Annotated in this window: 17 protein-coding genes; 9 read left to right on the forward strand and 8 right to left on the reverse strand. The window is 72.9% G+C overall.

Annotated elements, in window-relative coordinates:
• Nucleotides 1-43 precede the first annotated feature (43 nt).
• The 4 genes from ABT129_RS00725 to ABT129_RS00740 all read left to right on the forward strand — a co-directional run bounded on the left by ABT129_RS00725 (nt 44) and on the right by ABT129_RS00740 (nt 4,096).
• Complete coding sequence (locus ABT129_RS00725; RefSeq protein ID WP_351894827.1) at nt 44-1,141, forward strand: ABC-2 transporter permease; 1,098 nt, start codon at nt 44-46, stop codon at nt 1,139-1,141.
• A 166-nt stretch (nt 1,142-1,307) separates the two neighbouring features.
• Entirely contained in the window at nt 1,308-2,774 is a 1,467-nt protein-coding gene (locus tag ABT129_RS00730) for a DUF2252 domain-containing protein (protein ID WP_351894829.1), read from the forward strand.
• A 44-nt stretch (nt 2,775-2,818) separates the two neighbouring features.
• A complete protein-coding gene (locus tag ABT129_RS00735; protein ID WP_502981597.1) occupies nt 2,819-3,697 on the forward strand; it encodes a hypothetical protein in 879 nt (292 codons plus the stop codon).
• 54 nt (nt 3,698-3,751) lie between these two features.
• Nucleotides 3,752-4,096, forward strand: coding sequence for a rhodanese-like domain-containing protein (locus ABT129_RS00740; RefSeq protein WP_351894831.1), 345 nt, complete (start codon nt 3,752-3,754; stop codon nt 4,094-4,096).
• Between the two features lie 10 nt (nt 4,097-4,106).
• Here the strand turns inward: ABT129_RS00740 and ABT129_RS00745 are convergent, their stop codons facing one another.
• From ABT129_RS00745 to paaA, 6 genes are all read right to left on the reverse strand, one after another.
• Entirely contained in the window at nt 4,107-5,240 is a 1,134-nt protein-coding gene (locus tag ABT129_RS00745; RefSeq protein ID WP_351894833.1) for an acyl-CoA dehydrogenase family protein, read from the reverse strand.
• A gap of 92 nt (nt 5,241-5,332) precedes the next feature.
• Nucleotides 5,333-6,421 carry a 2Fe-2S iron-sulfur cluster-binding protein gene (locus ABT129_RS00750; RefSeq protein ID WP_351894835.1) on the reverse strand — a complete coding sequence of 363 codons (1,089 nt, stop codon included), beginning with the start codon at nt 6,419-6,421 and terminating at the stop codon, nt 5,333-5,335.
• On the reverse strand, nt 6,422-6,919 hold the full coding sequence (paaD, locus tag ABT129_RS00755) for a 1,2-phenylacetyl-CoA epoxidase subunit PaaD (protein ID WP_351894838.1): 498 nt from the start codon (nt 6,917-6,919) through the stop codon (nt 6,422-6,424).
• Nucleotides 6,913-7,650 (reverse strand): 1,2-phenylacetyl-CoA epoxidase subunit PaaC, encoded by a 738-nt coding sequence (paaC, locus tag ABT129_RS00760; protein ID WP_351894840.1) that lies wholly within the window; start codon nt 7,648-7,650, stop codon nt 6,913-6,915. The genes paaD and paaC overlap by 7 nt, the downstream gene beginning before the upstream one ends.
• Complete coding sequence (paaB, locus tag ABT129_RS00765; RefSeq protein WP_015034815.1) at nt 7,647-7,934, reverse strand: 1,2-phenylacetyl-CoA epoxidase subunit PaaB; 288 nt, start codon at nt 7,932-7,934, stop codon at nt 7,647-7,649. Before paaB ends, paaC begins: the two co-directional genes overlap by 4 nt.
• The gene (paaA, locus tag ABT129_RS00770; protein ID WP_351894842.1) at nt 7,931-8,953 is read right to left on the reverse strand and encodes a 1,2-phenylacetyl-CoA epoxidase subunit PaaA; all 1,023 of its coding nucleotides are present in this window, start codon (nt 8,951-8,953) and stop codon (nt 7,931-7,933) included. The genes paaB and paaA overlap by 4 nt, the downstream gene beginning before the upstream one ends.
• A gap of 112 nt (nt 8,954-9,065) precedes the next feature.
• On the opposite strand from paaA, the gene ABT129_RS00775 reads away from it, so the two are divergent.
• The 3 genes from ABT129_RS00775 to ABT129_RS00785 are packed head-to-tail and all read left to right on the forward strand — an operon-like array spanning nt 9,066 to nt 11,862.
• Nucleotides 9,066-9,890: a DUF5819 family protein gene (locus ABT129_RS00775; RefSeq protein ID WP_502981598.1), complete on the forward strand. Its 825-nt coding sequence runs from the start codon at nt 9,066-9,068 to the stop codon at nt 9,888-9,890.
• Nucleotides 9,887-11,143, forward strand: a complete 1,257-nt coding sequence (locus ABT129_RS00780) for an HTTM domain-containing protein (RefSeq protein ID WP_351894847.1) — start codon at nt 9,887-9,889, stop codon at nt 11,141-11,143. Before ABT129_RS00775 ends, ABT129_RS00780 begins: the two co-directional genes overlap by 4 nt.
• Nucleotides 11,140-11,862, forward strand: coding sequence for a TrmH family RNA methyltransferase (locus ABT129_RS00785; RefSeq protein ID WP_351894849.1), 723 nt, complete (start codon nt 11,140-11,142; stop codon nt 11,860-11,862). The genes ABT129_RS00780 and ABT129_RS00785 overlap by 4 nt, the downstream gene beginning before the upstream one ends.
• Before the next feature lie 20 nt (nt 11,863-11,882).
• Here the strand turns inward: ABT129_RS00785 and paaN are convergent, their stop codons facing one another.
• Nucleotides 11,883-13,580, reverse strand: a complete 1,698-nt coding sequence (paaN, locus tag ABT129_RS00790; protein ID WP_351894851.1) for a phenylacetic acid degradation protein PaaN — start codon at nt 13,578-13,580, stop codon at nt 11,883-11,885.
• Between the two features lie 125 nt (nt 13,581-13,705).
• On the opposite strand from paaN, the gene ABT129_RS00795 reads away from it, so the two are divergent.
• Complete coding sequence (locus ABT129_RS00795; protein ID WP_351894854.1) at nt 13,706-15,394, forward strand: 3-hydroxyacyl-CoA dehydrogenase; 1,689 nt, start codon at nt 13,706-13,708, stop codon at nt 15,392-15,394.
• Entirely contained in the window at nt 15,394-15,987 is a 594-nt protein-coding gene (locus tag ABT129_RS00800; RefSeq protein ID WP_351894856.1) for a TetR/AcrR family transcriptional regulator, read from the forward strand. The genes ABT129_RS00795 and ABT129_RS00800 overlap by 1 nt, the downstream gene beginning before the upstream one ends.
• 118 nt (nt 15,988-16,105) lie before the next feature.
• Here ABT129_RS00800 and ABT129_RS00805 read toward each other — a convergent pair whose 3' ends face one another.
• Entirely contained in the window at nt 16,106-16,696 is a 591-nt protein-coding gene (locus ABT129_RS00805; protein WP_351894858.1) for an Lrp/AsnC family transcriptional regulator, read from the reverse strand.
• Nucleotides 16,697-16,715 lie beyond the last annotated feature (19 nt).

Consider the following 16,715-nt stretch of genomic DNA (forward strand, 5'->3'; position numbering starts at 1 on the left):
ACAACGGTTCTTTAGTTGTAAAAGCCAACCATGGAGGTCTTCGGTGTCCGCAGGACCGAACACCGGCGGTGCGTTGCGGCATGTCCTCGGACATCTGCTCACCCCGCTGCTGATGTGCGTCGGCATGGGACTCGCCTACCTCGGCGCCTTCCACGCCCCCGCACCCCACGATCTGCGCGTCGACGTCGTCGGCTCGGGACCCTCCGCCCAGGTCCTCGCGCAGACCCTCCACGACAAGGGCGCCGGCGCGCTGGACGTCCGTACCGTCGCCGACCGGGACACGGCGATCACCGCGCTGCGCGAGCAGGGCAGCTTCGGCGCCTACGTCCCCGGCGAGAAGCCCGAACTGATCGTGGCCTCCGCCTCCTCCGACACGAGCGCCATGGCCGTCGAGAAGGTGTTCACCAAGGTCGCCGCCGCGCAGGACGCGCCGCTCGCGGTCACCGACATCGCCCCCACGGCATCCGGGGACCCCACCGGGCAGGGCGTCTTCTTCCTGCTCGTCGCCCTCAGCATCGGCGCGTACGCCTCGGTCGCCGTGATCGGCGGCGCCGGAGCCGTCCTGCCCCTGCGGATCAGGGTCCTGCTCGCCGCCGGGATGTCGCTCGTCGTGAGCCTGATCGGCACGCTCTTCGCCGGGCCCGTCTTCCATCTGGTCGACCAAGGGCTCGGCGGTGTGTGGGCGATGTCCTGGCTGTACGCGGCGGGCATCCTGCTCGTCGGCGTCGGCCTCCACACCTTCCTGCGCCGCTGGACCACGCTCGGCGTCATGGTGCTCTTCGTGATGCTCAACTTCACCAGTTCCGGCGGCATCTACCGGCCCGAGCTCCAGCCCGGCTTCTTCGGCTCGCTGCACGCCTTCTGGAACGGCGCGGGCTTCGTCGAGGGAGTGCGCGGCCATGTGTACTTCGGCGGCCACGCGCTCGGCGGGCACGTTCTCGTCCTCGCGCTCTGGCTGCTCGCGGGAGCCGCCCTCGTCGTCGCCGCCGGGATCACCGAGGCCGGGCGGGCACGGGCGGCCGCGCCGGGGTCCGGGGTGGCCGGGACGGCGTCCGGGGTGGCCGAGCCGGGGGGCGGTGCCGAGGCGCGTGCCGAGGCGCGTGCCGAGGAGGAGGAGATGGAGGAGGCCGTCGCGGTCTGAGGCTCGCGCGGTCTGAGGCTCTCGCGGTCTGGGCTCTCGGGCTCGGAGGGCCGAGGGGCCGCCGGTTGTCCACAGGTGCCTGTCCACAGGGGGAGACGGCTGTTCGGCGGCGGCGGTACGGTCAGGCCGAATGATGTTGGACTTTCGCATCGGGGGAGGGCGTGCCATGGACGAGATCCGGGCCGAGGTGGCGGGACAGCGTGGGACGGACGGAGGGCCGGACACCGTGCGCGTGCCGCACGTGCCGGGGTTCGCGCGCCGCGCCGCCATAGGGGAGAACGCCGAAGGCTCCCCCAAGGAGCGGGGCAAGGAGCTGCGCGAGCGGGTCCCGCGCTCCGAGCACCGGCGGCCGGCCCTCGCCGCCGACCGGCCCGACGCCGTGCGGGCCGTGGAGGAGTCGAACCGCGACCGCGTCCCCGAACTCGCGCCGATGCGGGTCGGCAGGATGGCGGCGAGCCCCTTCGCCTTCCTCCGCGGATCGGCCGGGCTGATGGCCCAGGATCTCGCCGACACCCCCGTCACCGGGATCGCGGCCCAGCTGTGCGGCGACGCGCACGCCGCCAACTTCGGGCTCTACGGGGACGCCCGCGGCCGGCTCGTCATGGACCTCAACGACTTCGACGAGACCGTCGTCGGCCCCTGGGAGTGGGACCTCAAGCGGCTCGCCACCTCCCTGGTCCTCGCCGGCCGGGAGGTGGGCGCGAGCGAGGAGATGTGCCGGGCCGCCGCCTTCGACACCGTCGGCGCCTACCGGCGCACCATGCGGCTGCTCGCCCGGCTCCCCGCCCTCGACGCCTGGAACGCCATCGCGGACGAGGAACTCGTCTCGCACACCGACGCCCGCGACCTCCTCGGCACCCTGGAGCGGGTCTCCGCCAAGGCCCGCAACAACACCAGCGCCCGGTTCGCGGCCCGGTCGACCGAGGCCGTCACCGATGCCGAGGGCGGCGGCCGCAGGTTCGTGGACGCTCCCCCGGTGCTGCGCAGGGTCCCCGACGCCGAGGCGGAGGCCGTCGCCGCCTCCCTCGGCCCCTACCTGGAGACCGTGTCCGAGGACCGGCTCCCGCTCCTCGCGCGGTACGCCGTCCACGACGTGGCCTTCCGCGTGGTCGGCACCGGCAGCGTCGGCACCCGTTCCTATGTCGTGCTGCTCCTCGACCACCGGGGCGAGCCGCTGGTCCTCCAGGTGAAGGAGGCCCGGCCGTCCGCACTGCTGCCCCACCTGCCGGCCGCCGGCTTCACCGTGTCGGATCCCGGCCACGAGGGGCGACGGGTGGTGCTCGGGCAGAAGCGGATGCAGGTCGTCAGCGACATCCTGCTCGGCTGGACCACGGTCGAGGGGCGTCCCTTCCAGGTGCGCCAGTTCCGCAACCGCAAGGGCAGCGTCGATCCCGCCGCACTCACGGTCGCCCAGGTCGACGACTACGGCCGGATGACCGGGGCCCTGCTCGCGCGCGCCCACGCCCACAGCGCCGATCCGCGCCTGATAGCCGGGTACTGCGGCAAGAACGAGGAGCTCGACGAGGCCGTCGCCGCCTTCGCCGTGTCGTACGCGGACCGCACCACCGCCGACCACGCCGAGCTGCTCGCCGCCGTCCGCTCCGGCCGCATCGCGGCCGAGCTGGGCGTCTGACCTCCTGCGGCGGGGCCGGTGCACCGGCCCCGTACGCTTGGAGGGTGACGAGCCGGAGCGAGGACAGCGACGTGGACCAGGGCCAGGACGGCGTCGAGGACGCGGCCACCACCGGTGCGCCCGACGGGGCGCCGGATCCGCAGGGTGACGAGCGCCCCGAGGCACGGCTGGAGCGGGCCGTGCGGGTGGCGGAGCAGGCCCTCATCGAGTTCGAGATCGCCGTCGAGACCTTCCGCGTCGAGGTGGACAACTTCTCGCGGCTGCACCACCAGAAGCTCGGCCCGATGTACGCGCGGCTCGACGAACTCGACGCCCGGATCGCCGAGGCGAGGGCGGCGCGCACCGGGGACCCGGAGGATCTGCGGCGGGCGCAGGAGGCGCGCGCGGCGGTCATGCCGATGCCCGGGGTGGACGAGCTGTTCCACGACTGGATCGACTCCGACGGCCTCTCCTCCGAGGCGGAGGCCATGCTGACCGGCCGCCCGGTGCAGCCGCCGAAGCGGGTCCGACCCGGCGAGGAGGCCCGCAGGCTCTACCGGGAGCTGGCCCGTAAGGCCCACCCCGACCTGGCCCGCGAGGAGGACGAGCGGAAGCGGCGCGAGGAGTTCATCACGCGGGTGAACGCCGCCTACGCCCGAGGTGACGAGGCGCTGCTCCGTGAGCTCTCCGCGGAGTGGGAGGCCGGTCCCGCGCCGGCCGAGGAGCGGCTCAGCGAGAGCGAGGAGCTGTACGCGCGCCTGGAGTGGCTGGCCGAGCGCAAGGACATGCTGTCTGCGCTGGCGCGCGAGCTGGAGGAGAGCGCGATCGGCGCGATGCTGCGGATGGCGCCCGACGACCCGGACCGGCTCCTGGAGGAGATCGCCGAGCAGCTGCTCGCGCAGGTCTCCGAGCGGGAGAACGAGCTGGCCGAGCTGGTGCAGTAGGTTTTTCCGTGCGTCCGAGACCTCGGGCGGAACTGACGAGAGAAGGCCGGTCCCATGAATTTCTCCCCGCTGCCCTCGGTGGACGCGGCCGCCGTGCCGGCCGATGCCCTGGTGCTGGACGTCAGGGAGGACGACGAGTGGGCAGCCGGTCACGTCGAGGGCGCGGTGCACGTGCCGATGAGCGACTTCGTGGCCCGCTTCGGTGAGGTGACGGAGGCCGTGGCCGAGCACGGGCGCGCGTATGTGATGTGCCGCGTCGGCGGCCGGTCGGCGCAGGTCACGCAGTACCTGGTGCAGCAGGGCTTCGACGCGGTGAACATCGAGGGCGGGATGCTCGCCTGGGACGGCGCCGGGCGCCCGATGGTGACGGGGAACGACAGCCCGGCCTTCGTCCTCTGACGCGTACCGGCTAGCCGAGGGGGTGGGCGGCCAGCAGGTCGCCCAGGGCGTCCTCGTGGGCCGCCGCGGGGCCGAGGGACAGCTCCAGGTGCTTGGCCCAGGCGTGGTACCGGTGCAGGGGGTAGTCGGTGTCGGCGCCGAAGCCTCCGTGCAGGTGCTGGGCGGTCTGCACCACGCGCCGTACCCCTTCGGAGGCCCAGATCTTCGCGACGGCGATGTCCCCCGCGGCGGGGAGCGCCCCTTCGGCTCCGCTCGCCAGACGCCAGGCGGCCTGCCAGAGGGTGGCCTCCATGGCGCGCAGGTCGATGTAGCGGTCGGCGGCCTGGACGGCGACGGCCTGGAACGTGGCGACGGGGTGGCCGAACTGCTCGCGCTTCCCGGTGTACTGGCTCGTCATGGTGAGGACGGCCTCGCCGAGGCCGAGGGCGAGCGCGCAGGTTCCGGTGGTGAGGAGTTGGCGCAGCCACTCCCAGGCGCCCTCGGCGTCGATGACGTCGGCGTCGTCGAGGCGCACGGAGTCGAGCGTCAGCTCGGCGAGGAGTTCGCCGCTGGTGGAGTACTGCGCGGTGAGGGCGAGGCCGTCGTGCGTGCGGGGCAGCAGGGCGAGGACGGTGTTCCCCTCGGGGGTGTGCGCCGGTACGGCGACGAGGTCGGCGCCGTGGGCCCAGGGGACGGCGGTCTGCAGGCCGTCGAGGATCCAGGTGGTGCCGTCGCGGCGCGCGGTGACGGCGCGCTCGGCGGGGTCGTGGCCGGTGCGCCCCTGGGAGGCGGCGGTGAGGACGAGTTCGCCGCGGGCCACTCGGGGGAGCAGGTCGGCGGCCTTCTCCCGGGGCGCGTACCGCTCGACGGTCATCGCGACGGCGCCGGTCTCCAGGAGGGGGACGCGGGCCAGGACGCGGGCCGACTCGCGCAGGACGAGGCAGAGGGCGACGGGGTCGAGCCCGCCGCCGCCGTACGCGGGGGAGATGACGAGGCTCAGCAGGTCGGCGGCGGCGAGACGGGACCAGAGCGGTCGGTCGAGGTCCTCGGAGACGGCGCCCGGTGTGAGGGCGGGGCTCGGTACCGCGTCGGGCGCGACGCCCGAGAAGACCGCCTTGGCCGCCTCGACGGCCGCCTGCTGCTCTTCGGTGAAGGTGAAGTCCACTGCCCTGCCCTCCCGTTGTGCCCCTGCTCGTCCTGACGGTTCGTCAAGATAGAACAGGTTCTAGTGGAAGGGAATGGCGGCGCCGGACTCCGTCAGCGGTCGAAGTCCAACTCCACGTCCGGAGTGACCGGATGGGACTGACAGGCCAGCACGTATCCGGCCTCGGTCTCCTCAGGTTCCAGCGCGAAGTTCCGGTCCATCCTCACCTCTCCTCCGACGAGGAAGGCACGGCAGGTGCCGCACACCCCGCCCTTGCAGGCGTACGGGGCGTCCGCTCGGGAGCGGAGCACCGTGTCGAGGAGCGTCTCGCCGCGGTCCACCGGCCAGGTGCCGGAGCGGCCGTGCAGGGTCGCGGTCAGCGTGGCGTGCGCGGGGGCGTCGGCCGCCGGGGCGGGCGCGGGCGCCGAACCGTCGTCGACGTGGAAGATCTCCTGGTGGATCCGGCCCCGGTCGACCCCGAGACCGCGCAGTGCCCGCTCGGCGCCCTGCACCAGCCCGAACGGGCCGCAGAGGAACCAGCCGTCGATCGCGCCGACCGGCAGCAGCGAGGGCAGCAGCTCGGCGAGCCGCTCGTGGTCGAGACGGCCCGACGGCAGTCCCGCCTGCTGTTCCTCCCGGGAGAGCACGGTGACCAGCTGGAAGCGGTCCGGGAAGCGGTCCTTCAGGTCGGCGACCTCGTCGAGGAACATCGTGGACGAGGCGGTGCGATCGCTCCGGATCAGGCAGAACCGCGCCTCGGGCTCCCGGGCCAGCAGGGTGGCCGCGATCGACAGGACCGGGGTGATGCCGCTGCCGCCGACGACGGCCGCGAAGTGCCCGGGGCGCGGGGCGAGCGAGAAGCGGCCCATGGGTTCCATGACCTCGACGAGGTCACCGACGGCCAGTTCCTTGAGCGCGTACGTCGAGAACGAGCCGCCGTCCACGAGCCGGATGCCGACGCGCAGGACGGGGGGCTCGCCGGCCGGGGAGGCGGGGGCGCAGATCGAGTACGTACGCCGGATCTCCTCCCCCTGCCCGCCCGTGCGGCGCAGCGCGAGGTGCTGGCCGGGCAGGTGCCGGTAGGTCTCGTGGAGCTCGGGCGGGACCTCGAAGGTGACGGCCACGGAGTCGTCCGTGAGCCGCTCGACCTCGCTCACCCGGAGCGGATGGAACCCGGCCCGTCCGGAACCTGAGGACGCCATCTACAACTCCTTGAAGTGGTCGAACGGTTCGAGGCAGGCGGTGCAGCGGCGCAGCGCCTTGCACGCGGTCGAGGAGAAGCGGCTCAGGAGTTCGGTGTCGGTGGAGCCGCAGTGCGGGCAGCGGATCGCCAGGGTCAGCGCCACCGGGCCGCCGGCCGGGCCCTGGGGGCGCGGTGGGGCGACGCCGAACTCGGCGAGCTTGCGCCGTCCTTCCTCGCTGATGTCGTCGGTGGACCACGCGGGGGCGAGGACCGTGACGACGGAGACCTCCGGCACTCCGTGATCGTGGAGCGCGCGCTCGATGTCCGAGGACATGGCCTCGACCGCGGGGCAGCCCGTGTACGTCGGGGTGAGCGAGACCTCGACCCGGCCGGGGCCGGTCACGTGGACGCCGCGCAGGACGCCGAGCTCCGCCAGGGTGAGGACGGGCAGCTCGGGGTCGAGGACGGCGCCGGCGATCCGGCTCAGTTCCTCTTCGAGCGCCGTCATGGTCACCATGACGCGCCCGGGTGGCTGCGGTGCAGGTGCTGCATCTCGGCGAGCATCCGTCCGAAGGACTCGGTGTGCAGCCCCTGCCGGCCCGCTCCCGCGGCCCAGGCGCCGGTGCGCGGCCCCTCGGGCACGGTGAGCGTGGCCCGGTCGAGGACGTCGGTCACCGAGGCCAGCCAGGCGCTCTCCATGGCCGCGTGGTCCACGTCGAGCCCCTCGACGGGCTGGAACAGCTCGCCCGTGTACCGCCACAGGGCGTCACAGGCGCTCCGCATCCGCTCGTGGCTCTCGTCGGTGCCGTCGCCGAGGCGCAGGGTCCAGTGCTCGGCGTGGTCCTGGTGGTAGGCCACCTCCTTCACGGCCTTCGCCGCGAGACCGGCGAAGGGTCCGCCGCCGGAGGCCAGCTGCCCGTACAGGAGGCGCTGGTAGGTGGAGAAGTAGAGCTGGCGGGCGATGGTGTGGGCGAAGTCGCCGTTCGGCTGCTCGACCAGCTGCGTGTTCCGGAAGGAGCGCTCCTCGCGGAGGTACGCCAGTTCGTCCTCGTCGCCGACGAGGGAGAGCAGGACGCGGGCCTGGCCGAGGAGGTCGAGCGCGATGTTGGCCAGGGCCACCTCCTCCTCCAGGACGGGGGCCGATCCCGCCCACTCCCCCAGTCGGTGGGAGAGGACGAGAGCGTCGTCGCCGAGGGCGAGCGCGGCTCCGGCGATCGCGGAGACCTCGCTCGTGTCGGGGGTGCTCACAGGTGCTTCACCCCCTCCGGGATCTCGTAGAACGTCGGGTGGCGGTAGGGCTTGTCCGCGGCCGGCTCGAAGAAGGGGTCCTTCTCGTCGGGCGAGGAGGCGGTGATCTCCGTGGAGGGGACGACCCAGATCGACACGCCCTCGCTCCTGCGGGTGTACAGGTCACGGGCGTTGCGCAGGGCCATCTCCGCGTCGGGCGCGTGGAGACTGCCCGCGTGGGTGTGGGACAGCCCGCGGCGGGAGCGCACGAACACCTCCCACAGGGGCCAACCGTCGCTCGTCATGCCTGTGCCTCCCCGTGCTTGCCGGTGCTCTTGTGCTTCTCCGCGTGGGCCGCCGCCGCTTCCCTGACCCAGGCGCCGTCCTCGTGGGCCTGGCGCCGCCTGCTCAGCCGCTGGTCGTTGCAGGGGCCGTTCCCCTTGAGGACGTCCCAGAACTCGGCCCAGTCGATCGCGCCGAAGTCGTAGTGCCCGCGCTCCTCGTTCCACCGGAGGTCGGGGTCGGGGAGGGTGAGTCCGAGGGCCTCGGCCTGCGGCACGGCGATGTCGACGAAGCGCTGACGCAGCTCGTCGTTGGTGTGGCGCTTGATCTTCCAGGCCATCGCCTGGGCGGTGTGGGTCGACTCGTCGTCCGGCGGGCCGAACATCATCAGCGAGGGCCACCACCAGCGGTCCACCGCGTCCTGCGCCATGGCGTGCTGGGCCTCGGTGCCGTTCGACAGGGCGAGCAGCGCCTCGTACCCCTGGCGCTGGTGGAAGGACTCCTCCTTGCAGACCCGGACCATCGCCCGGGCGTACGGCCCGTAGGAGCAGCGGCAGAGCGGGACCTGGTTGGTGATCGCGGCCCCGTCCACCAGCCAGCCGATCGCGCCGACGTCGGCCCAGGTCAGCGTGGGGTAGTTGAAGATCGAGGAGTATTTCTGGCGGCCCGAGTGGAGCTTGTCGAGCAGCTCGTCGCGGCTGGTGCCGAGGGTCTCCGCGGCGCTGTACAGGTACAGGCCGTGGCCGGCCTCGTCCTGCACCTTGGCCATCAGGATCGCCTTGCGCCGCAGCGAGGGCGCGCGGGTGATCCAGTTCGCCTCCGGCTGCATGCCGATGATCTCGGAGTGGGCGTGCTGCGCGATCTGCCGGACGAGCGAGGCCCGGTAGGCCTCGGGCATCCAGTCGCGCGGCTCGATCCGCTCGTCGGCGGCCACGGCGGCGTCGAACACGGCCTCGTAGGCGGCCTGCTCCGCCGCCACGGCCGCGTCCGACACACCGGGCACGCCCGTGGTCTCCGTCGTCCCTGCCGTCACTGCGGTCATCGGACCCCCTACCGACCGATCGTTCGGTTGAATGACTTCAATGGTGAGTCGGCGGCCCGTATGGTGTCAACCCTGTGGATAACCGAGGTGGGCCGATCGGGATCGGGGCGGGATGGACGCGTACGTCGAAAAGGACGCGGCTGAGGTGAACGACGACCGTTCGGAAGCCCGGGAGGACCCCCCGGCGGACCCCGTGGCGGACCCCCGGACCGCCGCCCCGGAGAGCTCGTCCCCGGACGGGCGGGCGGCCACCGGGATCATGGCCCTGTCGCTTCCCTACCAGGTCGTCCTCGCCGTGGCGCTCGCCGTCGCCACGGTCTTCACCTGTGTCCACCTCGCGATGGTGTTCCTGCACGTGGCGCCGTCCAACACCGTGACCAAGCGGCACGGCCAGGCCGTCGACGACTGGATCTACCCCGAGTTCGAACAGAACTGGAAGCTCTTCGCGCCCAACCCGCTCCAGCAGAACACCGCCGTCGAGGTCCGCGCCGAGGTCACCGCCGACGACGGCGCCCGCCGCACCACCCGCTGGATCAACCTCACGGCCCAGGACATCGAGGCGATCCGCCACAACCCGATGCCCAGCCACGCCCAGCAGAACGAGCTCCGCCGGGCCATCGACTTCTACCTGAACTCGCACTCCGACGACCACACCCCCAACGGGATGCGCGGCCGCCTCTCGGAGGAGTACATGCGCCGGATCGCGATGCTCCGCCTCGACGCCCTCCCCGTCCTCCGGGGCCCCGACGGACAGGCGCTCACCGGTGACGTGCGGCGCGTCCAGCTCCGCACCGTCACCCGGCCCGTGCCCCCTCCCCGGTGGTCGACCGAGAAGAGCGACACCGCCCCCTCCTACCGCGACCTCCCGTGGTGGCGGGTCACCGACGCCGACCGGCCCGCCGGAGCCGACCGCAGCCGCACGGAGGCGGGCCGATGAGCACTCCCACCCCCACCCCGGACTCCCCCCCGCGCGCGCCCGCCCGCGAGCCCTTCGAGCGCCGGCTCGCCCGCGCGCTCCAGACCGTCACGGGCCGCTCCCTCGGCCCGTACCAGACCGCGATCGTGCGGATCGGCTTCTCGCTGACCTGGCTGATCTTCCTGCTCCGCGAGCTGCCGCACCGGCACGAGCTGTACGGCCCCGACGGCCCCTGGTCCTGGGAGATGGCCCAGCGGCTGATCGCCGACAACCGGGCCTTCACCGTGCTCATGTGGTCGGACGGACGGCTCTGGTTCGAGCTCGTCTACGGGCTCGCGGTGCTCTCCGCCGCACTGCTCCTGGTGGGGTGGCGCACCCGGGCCGTCTCGGTGGTCTTCATGGTCGGGGTGCTCTCGCTGCAGAACCGCTCCGTCTTCGTGGGCGACGGCGGCGACAACGTCCTCCACCTCGCCGCGCTCTACCTCGTGCTGACCCGCTGCGCCCAGGTCTGGTCCCTCGACGCCCGCCGGGCGGCCCGCGAGGCCCGCGCCGCCCGGGCCGGGGAGCCGCCGCGCGACGATCGCGTCGGCCCGCTCCTGTGGACCGTCCTCGGCGGCTTCCTCCTCGCCACGACCTGGTTCAGCGAGGTCACCGGCGAGTGGTGGCTGCCGGTGCTGCTGTGGGTCCTGTGGCTGGGGAACGGCCTGTGGTGGCTGGTCTGCCGGTACGCCTCCGAGGAGCCGCGCACCCTGCTCGACGCCCTCGCCCATCTCGCGCACAACGCCGCCCTCGTCGTGATCATGGCGGAGGTCTGTCTGATCTACGCCACGGCCGGCTGGTACAAGATCCAGGGCTCGCGCTGGCAGGACGGCACCGCGCTGTTCTACCCGCTCAACCTGGACTACTTCACGCCCTGGCCGGCCCTGTCCGAGCTGCTCGGGGCCAGCGGGGTCATGGTGCTGGTGCTGACCTACGGCACGGTGATCGTGCAGGTCGCCTTCCCCTTCACGCTCTTCCACCGCAAGGTCAAGAACGTCCTGCTGGTCGTGATGATGCTGGAGCACGCCGGCATCGCCGTCCTGCTCGGTCTGCCCGTCTTCTCGCTCGCGATGATCTCCGCCGACGCCGTGTTCCTGCCCACGCCCTTCCTCGTGGCGCTCGGCGCGTGGGTGGTGCGCGGCCGGGACCGGCTGCTGCGGCGGGCGCCCGTCGAGAAGCTGCCCGAGCAGCGCCGTACGGGTGAGGAGCACGGCCCCCGTACCCTCGTCGGGTGAGCACCACCGAAGAGAAGCCCGGAGCCGGGGCGGCAGCCCGGGCCGCGGCCGAGGACGCCGAGCCGGCCCAGTACGACGAGGGCTTCGGCCCCGAGATCGGCGTCGGGCCGCACCCGGAGCCGTGGCCCGAGGGCGAGCGGTACGACCCCGAGCTGCTCGCCGACGGCGACCGGCGCAACGTCGTGGACCGCTACCGGTACTGGACGCGGGAAGCGGTCGTCGCCGACCTGGACACCCGGCGCCACGACTTCCACGTGGCCGTGGAGAACTGGGGCCACGACTTCAACATCGGCTCGGTGGTGCGGACCGCCAACGCCTTCCTGGCCAAGGAGGTCCACATCGTGGGCCGCCGGCGCTGGAACCGGCGCGGCGCCATGGTCACCGACCGCTACCAGCACGTCCGGCACCACCCGGACACCGAGTCGCTGACCTCGTGGGCGGCGGCCGAGGGCATCCCCGTCATCGGTATCGACAACCTGCCGGGCGCCGTCCCGCTGGAGCGGACCGTGCTGCCCCGCCGCTGTGTGCTGCTCTTCGGGCAGGAGGGGCCGGGACTCACCGAGGGGGCCCGCGCCCATGTGGAGATGGTCTGCTCGATCGCCCAGTTCGGCTCCACCCGGTCGATCAACGCGGGGGCGGCCGCCGCCGTCGCCATGCACGCGTGGGTGCAGCGGTACGCAGAGATCGAGAGCCCGCAAGGGGGCGTGGAGGCCCCGTAGGGCCCCCACGCGCGCCTGGATCAGGCCTGGCGGCGGACCTCCACCACCCGGAACCGGTTGGAGACGAAGGCCCCGTCGCACAGGGCCGCGTTCGCCGCCGGGTTGCCGCCGGAGCCGTGGAAGTCGGAGAACGCGGCGGTCTGGTTCACGTACACCCCGCCCGTGAGGTTCAGCGAGAGCTGGGCCGACTCCTCCAGGCAGACCTCCTCGACCGCGCGCTCGGTCTCCGCCGAGGTCGTGTAGGCCCCGACCGTCATCGCGCCCTTCTCCCGGACCGTGCGCCGCAGCAGCTCCAGGGCGTCCTCGGTGGAGTCCACCGAGACGGCGAAGGAGACCGGGCCGAAGCACTCCGAGAAGTAGGCGGCGTCCGCGTCGGGCTTGGAGCCGTCCAGCTTCACGATGACCGGGGTACGGACCACGGCGTCCGGGTACTCCGGGTTCACCACCTCACGGGAGGCGAGGGCCACCTCGCCGAGGCCCGCGGCGGCCTCCAGGCGCGCCTTCACGTCCGGGTTGACCAGGGCGCCCAGCAGACCGTTCGCCCGGGCGTCGTCGCCCAGCAGACCGCCGACCGCCGCCGCGAGGTCGGCGACGACCTCGTCGTACGACCGGGGGCCCTGGTCGGTGGTGATGCCGTCGCGGGGGATCAGCAGGTTCTGCGGGGTGGTGCACATCTGGCCGCTGTACAGGGACAGCGAGAAGGCCAGGTTGGCGAGCATCCCCTTGTAGTCGTCGGTGGAGTCGACCACGACCGTGTTGACCCCGGCCTTCTCGGTGTAGACCTGCGCCTGACGCGCGTTGGTCTCCAGCCAGTCGCCGAAGGCGGTCGAGCCCGTGTAGTCGATGATGCGGATCTCGGGGCGCACGGCCAGGGTCTTGGCGATGCCCTCGCCCGGCCGCTCGACGGCGAGCGCGACCAGGTTCGGGTCGAAGCCGGCCTCCGCGAGCACCTCACGGGCGACGCGGACGGTGAGCGCGAGCGGGAGCACCGCGCGCGGGTGCGGCTTGACCAGGACCGGGTTGCCGGTGGCGAGGGAGGCGAACAGGCCCGGGTAGCCGTTCCACGTGGGGAAGGTGTTGCAGCCGATGACCAGGGCGACGCCGCGGCCGACCGGGGTGAACTCCTTGCTCAGCTCCAGGGGGTCGCGCTTGCCCTGGGGCTTGGACCACTCGGCGCGCCCGGCGGGGGTGCGGGTCTGCTCCGCGTACGCGTACGCCACGGCTTCGAGACCGCGGTCCTGGGCGTGCGGGCCGCCGGCCTGGAACGCCATCATGAACGCCTGCCCGCTGGTGTGCATGACGGCGTGGGCGAACTCGTGGGTGCGGGCGGAGATCCGGGCGAGGATCTCCAGGCAGACCAGGGCGCGGGTCTCGGCCCCGGCGTCGCGCCACGCGCCCGTGCCCGCGCGCATCGCGGGGAGCAGGACGTCGATGTCGGCGTGCGGGTACTCGATGCCGAGCGACGGGCCGTACGGCGAGGTCTCGGCTCCGGTCCAGCCGTCCGTGCCGGGCTGGTCGAGCTCGAACCGGGTGTTCAGCAGGGCCTGGTGGGCGGCGAGACCGGCCGCCGCGTCGAGCGAGCCGTCCGCTCCGTACGCCTTCGGGTGCTCGGGGTACGGCGACCAGTAGGCACGGGTCCGGATGGTGGCGAGCGCCTGGTCGAGTGTGGACCGGTGCTTCTCGGCCAGACGGTCGGTGGTCAGCTGGGCGGTGGCCATCGATGGACCAACTCCTCGTCGAGCTGGGCAGGGAGACGCGTACGGAGTTAGAGTAACCGAACGATCGGTCGGGACAAGGGGGGTCCGTCGATCCTGTGGAAAACCCATCGGGGAGGATCACTCCTATGAGCGCCAACGTGACCGTCAGGGGGAGCGACGACGTGACCGCCAGTGAGCCTGCCGCCGCCGGGAAGCCCGGGAAGCCGGGGAGGACCGAGGACATCGGGGAGCCCGGGAAGGCCTCGGCGACCGGGGCTGCCGCCGAGACCGGGAGCACCGCGCCGGCCGGAGCCGAGGAGCTCCGGGGAGCCGTCGCGCGGGACCGTACCGTCGCCGTCGTCGGCACGGGCACCATGGGCCAGGGCATCGCCCAGGTCGCCCTGGTCGCCGGTCACCCCGTCCGCCTCTACGACAGCGCCCCCGGCCGGGCCGAGGAGGCCGTGACCGCGCTCACCGCCCGCCTCGACCGGCTCGTCGAGAAGGGCCGCCTGGACGCCACCGCGCGCGAGGCGGCCGTCGGACGGCTCCACGCGGCACGGGAACTCGACGAACTCGCGGACGCGGCGCTCGTCGTCGAGGCGATCGTCGAGCTGCTGCCCGTCAAGCAGCGGCTCTTCACCGACCTGGAGAAGGTCGTCGGCGACGACGCCGTTCTCGCCACCAACACCTCCTCCCTCTCCGTCACCGCCATCGCGGGAGGCCTCCGGCTGCCCGGCCGGTTCGTCGGACTGCACTTCTTCAACCCGGCGCCGCTGCTCCCGCTCGTCGAGGTCGTCAGCGGCTTCGCCACCGAACCGGACGTCGCCACGAGCGCGTACGAGACGGTGAAGGGCTGGGGCAAGACGCCGGTGCGCTGCGCCGACACCCCCGGCTTCATCGTGAACCGGGTCGCCCGCCCCTTCTACGCGGAGGCGCTGCGGGTGTACGAGGAGGGCGCGGCCGACCCGGCCACCATCGACGCCGCCCTGCGCGAGTGCGGCGGCTTCCGCATGGGCCCGTTCGAGCTGACCGACCTCATCGGCCAGGACGTGAACGAGGCCGTCACCCGCTCCGTCTGGGACTCCTTCCACCAGGACCCCAAGTTCACCCCCTCGCTCGCCCAGCGGCGGCTCGTGGAGTCGGGACGGCTCGGCCGCAAGACGGGCCAGGGCTGGTTCTCGTACGCGGAGGGGGCCGAGCGGCCCGCACCGCACACGGCGCCGCCCGCGAAGGCGCCCGAGCGGATCGTCGTCCGGGGCGACCTCGGGCCGGCGGAGCCCCTCGTGGCGCTCTTCGAGGAGGCCGGGATCACGGTCCGGCGCAAGAGGGGCGACGGCGGGTTCATCAAGCTGCCCGGAGGCGCCGAACTCAACCTCGCGGACGGGGAGACCTCCTTCGAGTACCACAAGGAGGAGATCGTCTACTTCGACCTCGCGCTGGACTACGCGCGCGCGAGCCGGATCGTGCTCTCCACCCGGGAGGGGACCGCGCCCGAGGTCCTCGCCGAGGCCGTGGGGCTCTTCCAGGCCCTCGGCAAGCAGGTCTCCGTGATCGGCGACGTCCCCGGCATGATCGTCGCCCGGACGGTCGCCATGCTGGCCGACCTCGCGGCCGACGCGGTCGCCCGGGGGGTCGCCACCGCCGAGGACGTCGACACGGCGATGCGGCTCGGGGTCAACTATCCGGCGGGCCCGCTGGAGTGGGCCGCGAAGGTCGGGTTCCGGCGTACGTCGGCACTGCTCGGGGAACTGCACGAGCGGTACGGGACGGGGCGGTACGCGCCGAGCGTCGCCCTCGTGCGCCGGGGCTACGCCGAGTACGCGGAGGACGAGTGATGACCACCGTGAAGCGCGATACGTACACCCCCGAGACGCTGCTCTCGGTCGCCGTGCGGGTCTTCAACGAGCGTGGCTACGACGGCACCTCCATGGAGCACCTGTCCAAGGCGGCCGGGATCTCCAAGTCGTCGATCTACCACCACGTGTCCGGCAAGGAGGAGCTGCTCCGGCGCGCGGTCAGCCGGGCGCTCGACGGTCTCTTCGCGATCCTCGACGAACCGGGGGCCGTACGCGGCCGGGCCGTCGAGCGGGTCGAGTACGTCACGCGGCGCACCGTCGAGGTGCTGATCGCGGAGCTGCCGTACGTGACGCTGCTCCTCCGGGTCCGGGGCAACACGTCCACCGAGCGGTGGGCCATGGAGCGGCGGCGGGAGTTCGACCACCGGGTGGCCGAGCTGCTCAAGGCCGCCGCCGAGGAGGGCGACCTGCGGGCCGACGTGGACATCCGGCTCGCGACCCGGCTCCTCTTCGGCATGATCAACTCGCTGGTGGAGTGGTACCGGCCGCACCCCGACGCGACGGCGGAGCGTGAGCAGCTCGCCCAGACCGTCGCCCACCTGGCCTTCGACGGGCTGCGGACGGCCCGCTGAGGGCGCGCTGAGGCCCTTCCCGGTCCATCGCCGGGGCGGGCCGGGCTTCGCCGGGGCCGTGCCGGGCGCCCGCCGGTCCGGGCGCCGGCCCTTGCCGCCGCCCCGTCCCCGGCCCGGTTCAGCCGCGCGGGTCCGTGTTGAGGTCCGTCTCCTCGAAGACCAGCAGCGTGCGCGTGGACAGCACCTCCGGGATCGACTGGAGCCGGGTGAGCACCAGCTCGCGCAGCGTCCTGTTGTCCGGCGTGTGCACCAGCAGCAGGACATCGAAGTCCCCGCTGACCAGCGCGATGTGCGTGGCGCCCGGCAGCGCCCTGAGCTGCTCGCGGACCGTGCGCCAGGAGTTCTGGACGATCTTGAGCGTGATGTATGCGGAGGCGCCGTGCCCCGCCCGCTCGTGGTTGACCCGGGCGCTGAAGCCACGGATCACCCCGTCGTCGATGAGCCGGTTGATGCGCGCGTAGGCGTTGGCCCGCGAGACGTGCACCCGCTCGGCCACGGAACGTACCGAGGCGCGACCGTCCGTTTGCAGCAACCGCAGGATGTCGCGGTCGATCGCGTCCAGCGGGCGTGCCGGCAGCGCGCCCGTCGGCGCGCCGATCGGCGCGCTCAGCGCCTCCTCGGGCACCTCGCCGCCGGTCCCGCCGTGGGCGCCGCCCGTGTCGTCGCCCGGAACCCCGTTCCGGTCGACGGCCATTTGTTCATCCGCCATGTCCCCCCGCCTCTCTCCG

It is taken from the genome of Streptomyces sp. NPDC002057 (assembly GCF_040296665.1).
Lineage (GTDB): Bacteria > Actinomycetota > Actinomycetes > Streptomycetales > Streptomycetaceae > Streptomyces.

Excerpts from the sequence above, each read along its gene's own strand:
- ABT129_RS00805 (WP_351894858.1), bottom strand. The coding sequence starts at position 16,696 with ATGGCGGATGAACAAATGGCCGTCGACCGGAACGGGGTTCCGGGCGAC.
- ABT129_RS00750 (WP_351894835.1), bottom strand. The coding sequence starts at position 6,421 with ATGGCGTCCTCAGGTTCCGGACGGGCCGGGTTCCATCCGCTCCGGGTG.
- ABT129_RS00775 (WP_502981598.1), top strand. The coding sequence starts at position 9,066 with ATGGACGCGTACGTCGAAAAGGACGCGGCTGAGGTGAACGACGACCGT.
- ABT129_RS00780 (WP_351894847.1), top strand. The coding sequence starts at position 9,887 with ATGAGCACTCCCACCCCCACCCCGGACTCCCCCCCGCGCGCGCCCGCC.
- ABT129_RS00800 (WP_351894856.1), top strand. The coding sequence starts at position 15,394 with ATGACCACCGTGAAGCGCGATACGTACACCCCCGAGACGCTGCTCTCG.
- paaN (WP_351894851.1), bottom strand. The coding sequence starts at position 13,580 with ATGGCCACCGCCCAGCTGACCACCGACCGTCTGGCCGAGAAGCACCGG.
- paaA (WP_351894842.1), bottom strand. The coding sequence starts at position 8,953 with ATGACCGCAGTGACGGCAGGGACGACGGAGACCACGGGCGTGCCCGGT.
- ABT129_RS00795 (WP_351894854.1), top strand. The coding sequence starts at position 13,706 with ATGAGCGCCAACGTGACCGTCAGGGGGAGCGACGACGTGACCGCCAGT.
- paaB (WP_015034815.1), bottom strand. The coding sequence starts at position 7,934 with ATGACGAGCGACGGTTGGCCCCTGTGGGAGGTGTTCGTGCGCTCCCGC.
- paaD (WP_351894838.1), bottom strand. The coding sequence starts at position 6,919 with ATGGTGACCATGACGGCGCTCGAAGAGGAACTGAGCCGGATCGCCGGC.
- ABT129_RS00730 (WP_351894829.1), top strand. The coding sequence starts at position 1,308 with ATGGACGAGATCCGGGCCGAGGTGGCGGGACAGCGTGGGACGGACGGA.
- ABT129_RS00740 (WP_351894831.1), top strand. The coding sequence starts at position 3,752 with ATGAATTTCTCCCCGCTGCCCTCGGTGGACGCGGCCGCCGTGCCGGCC.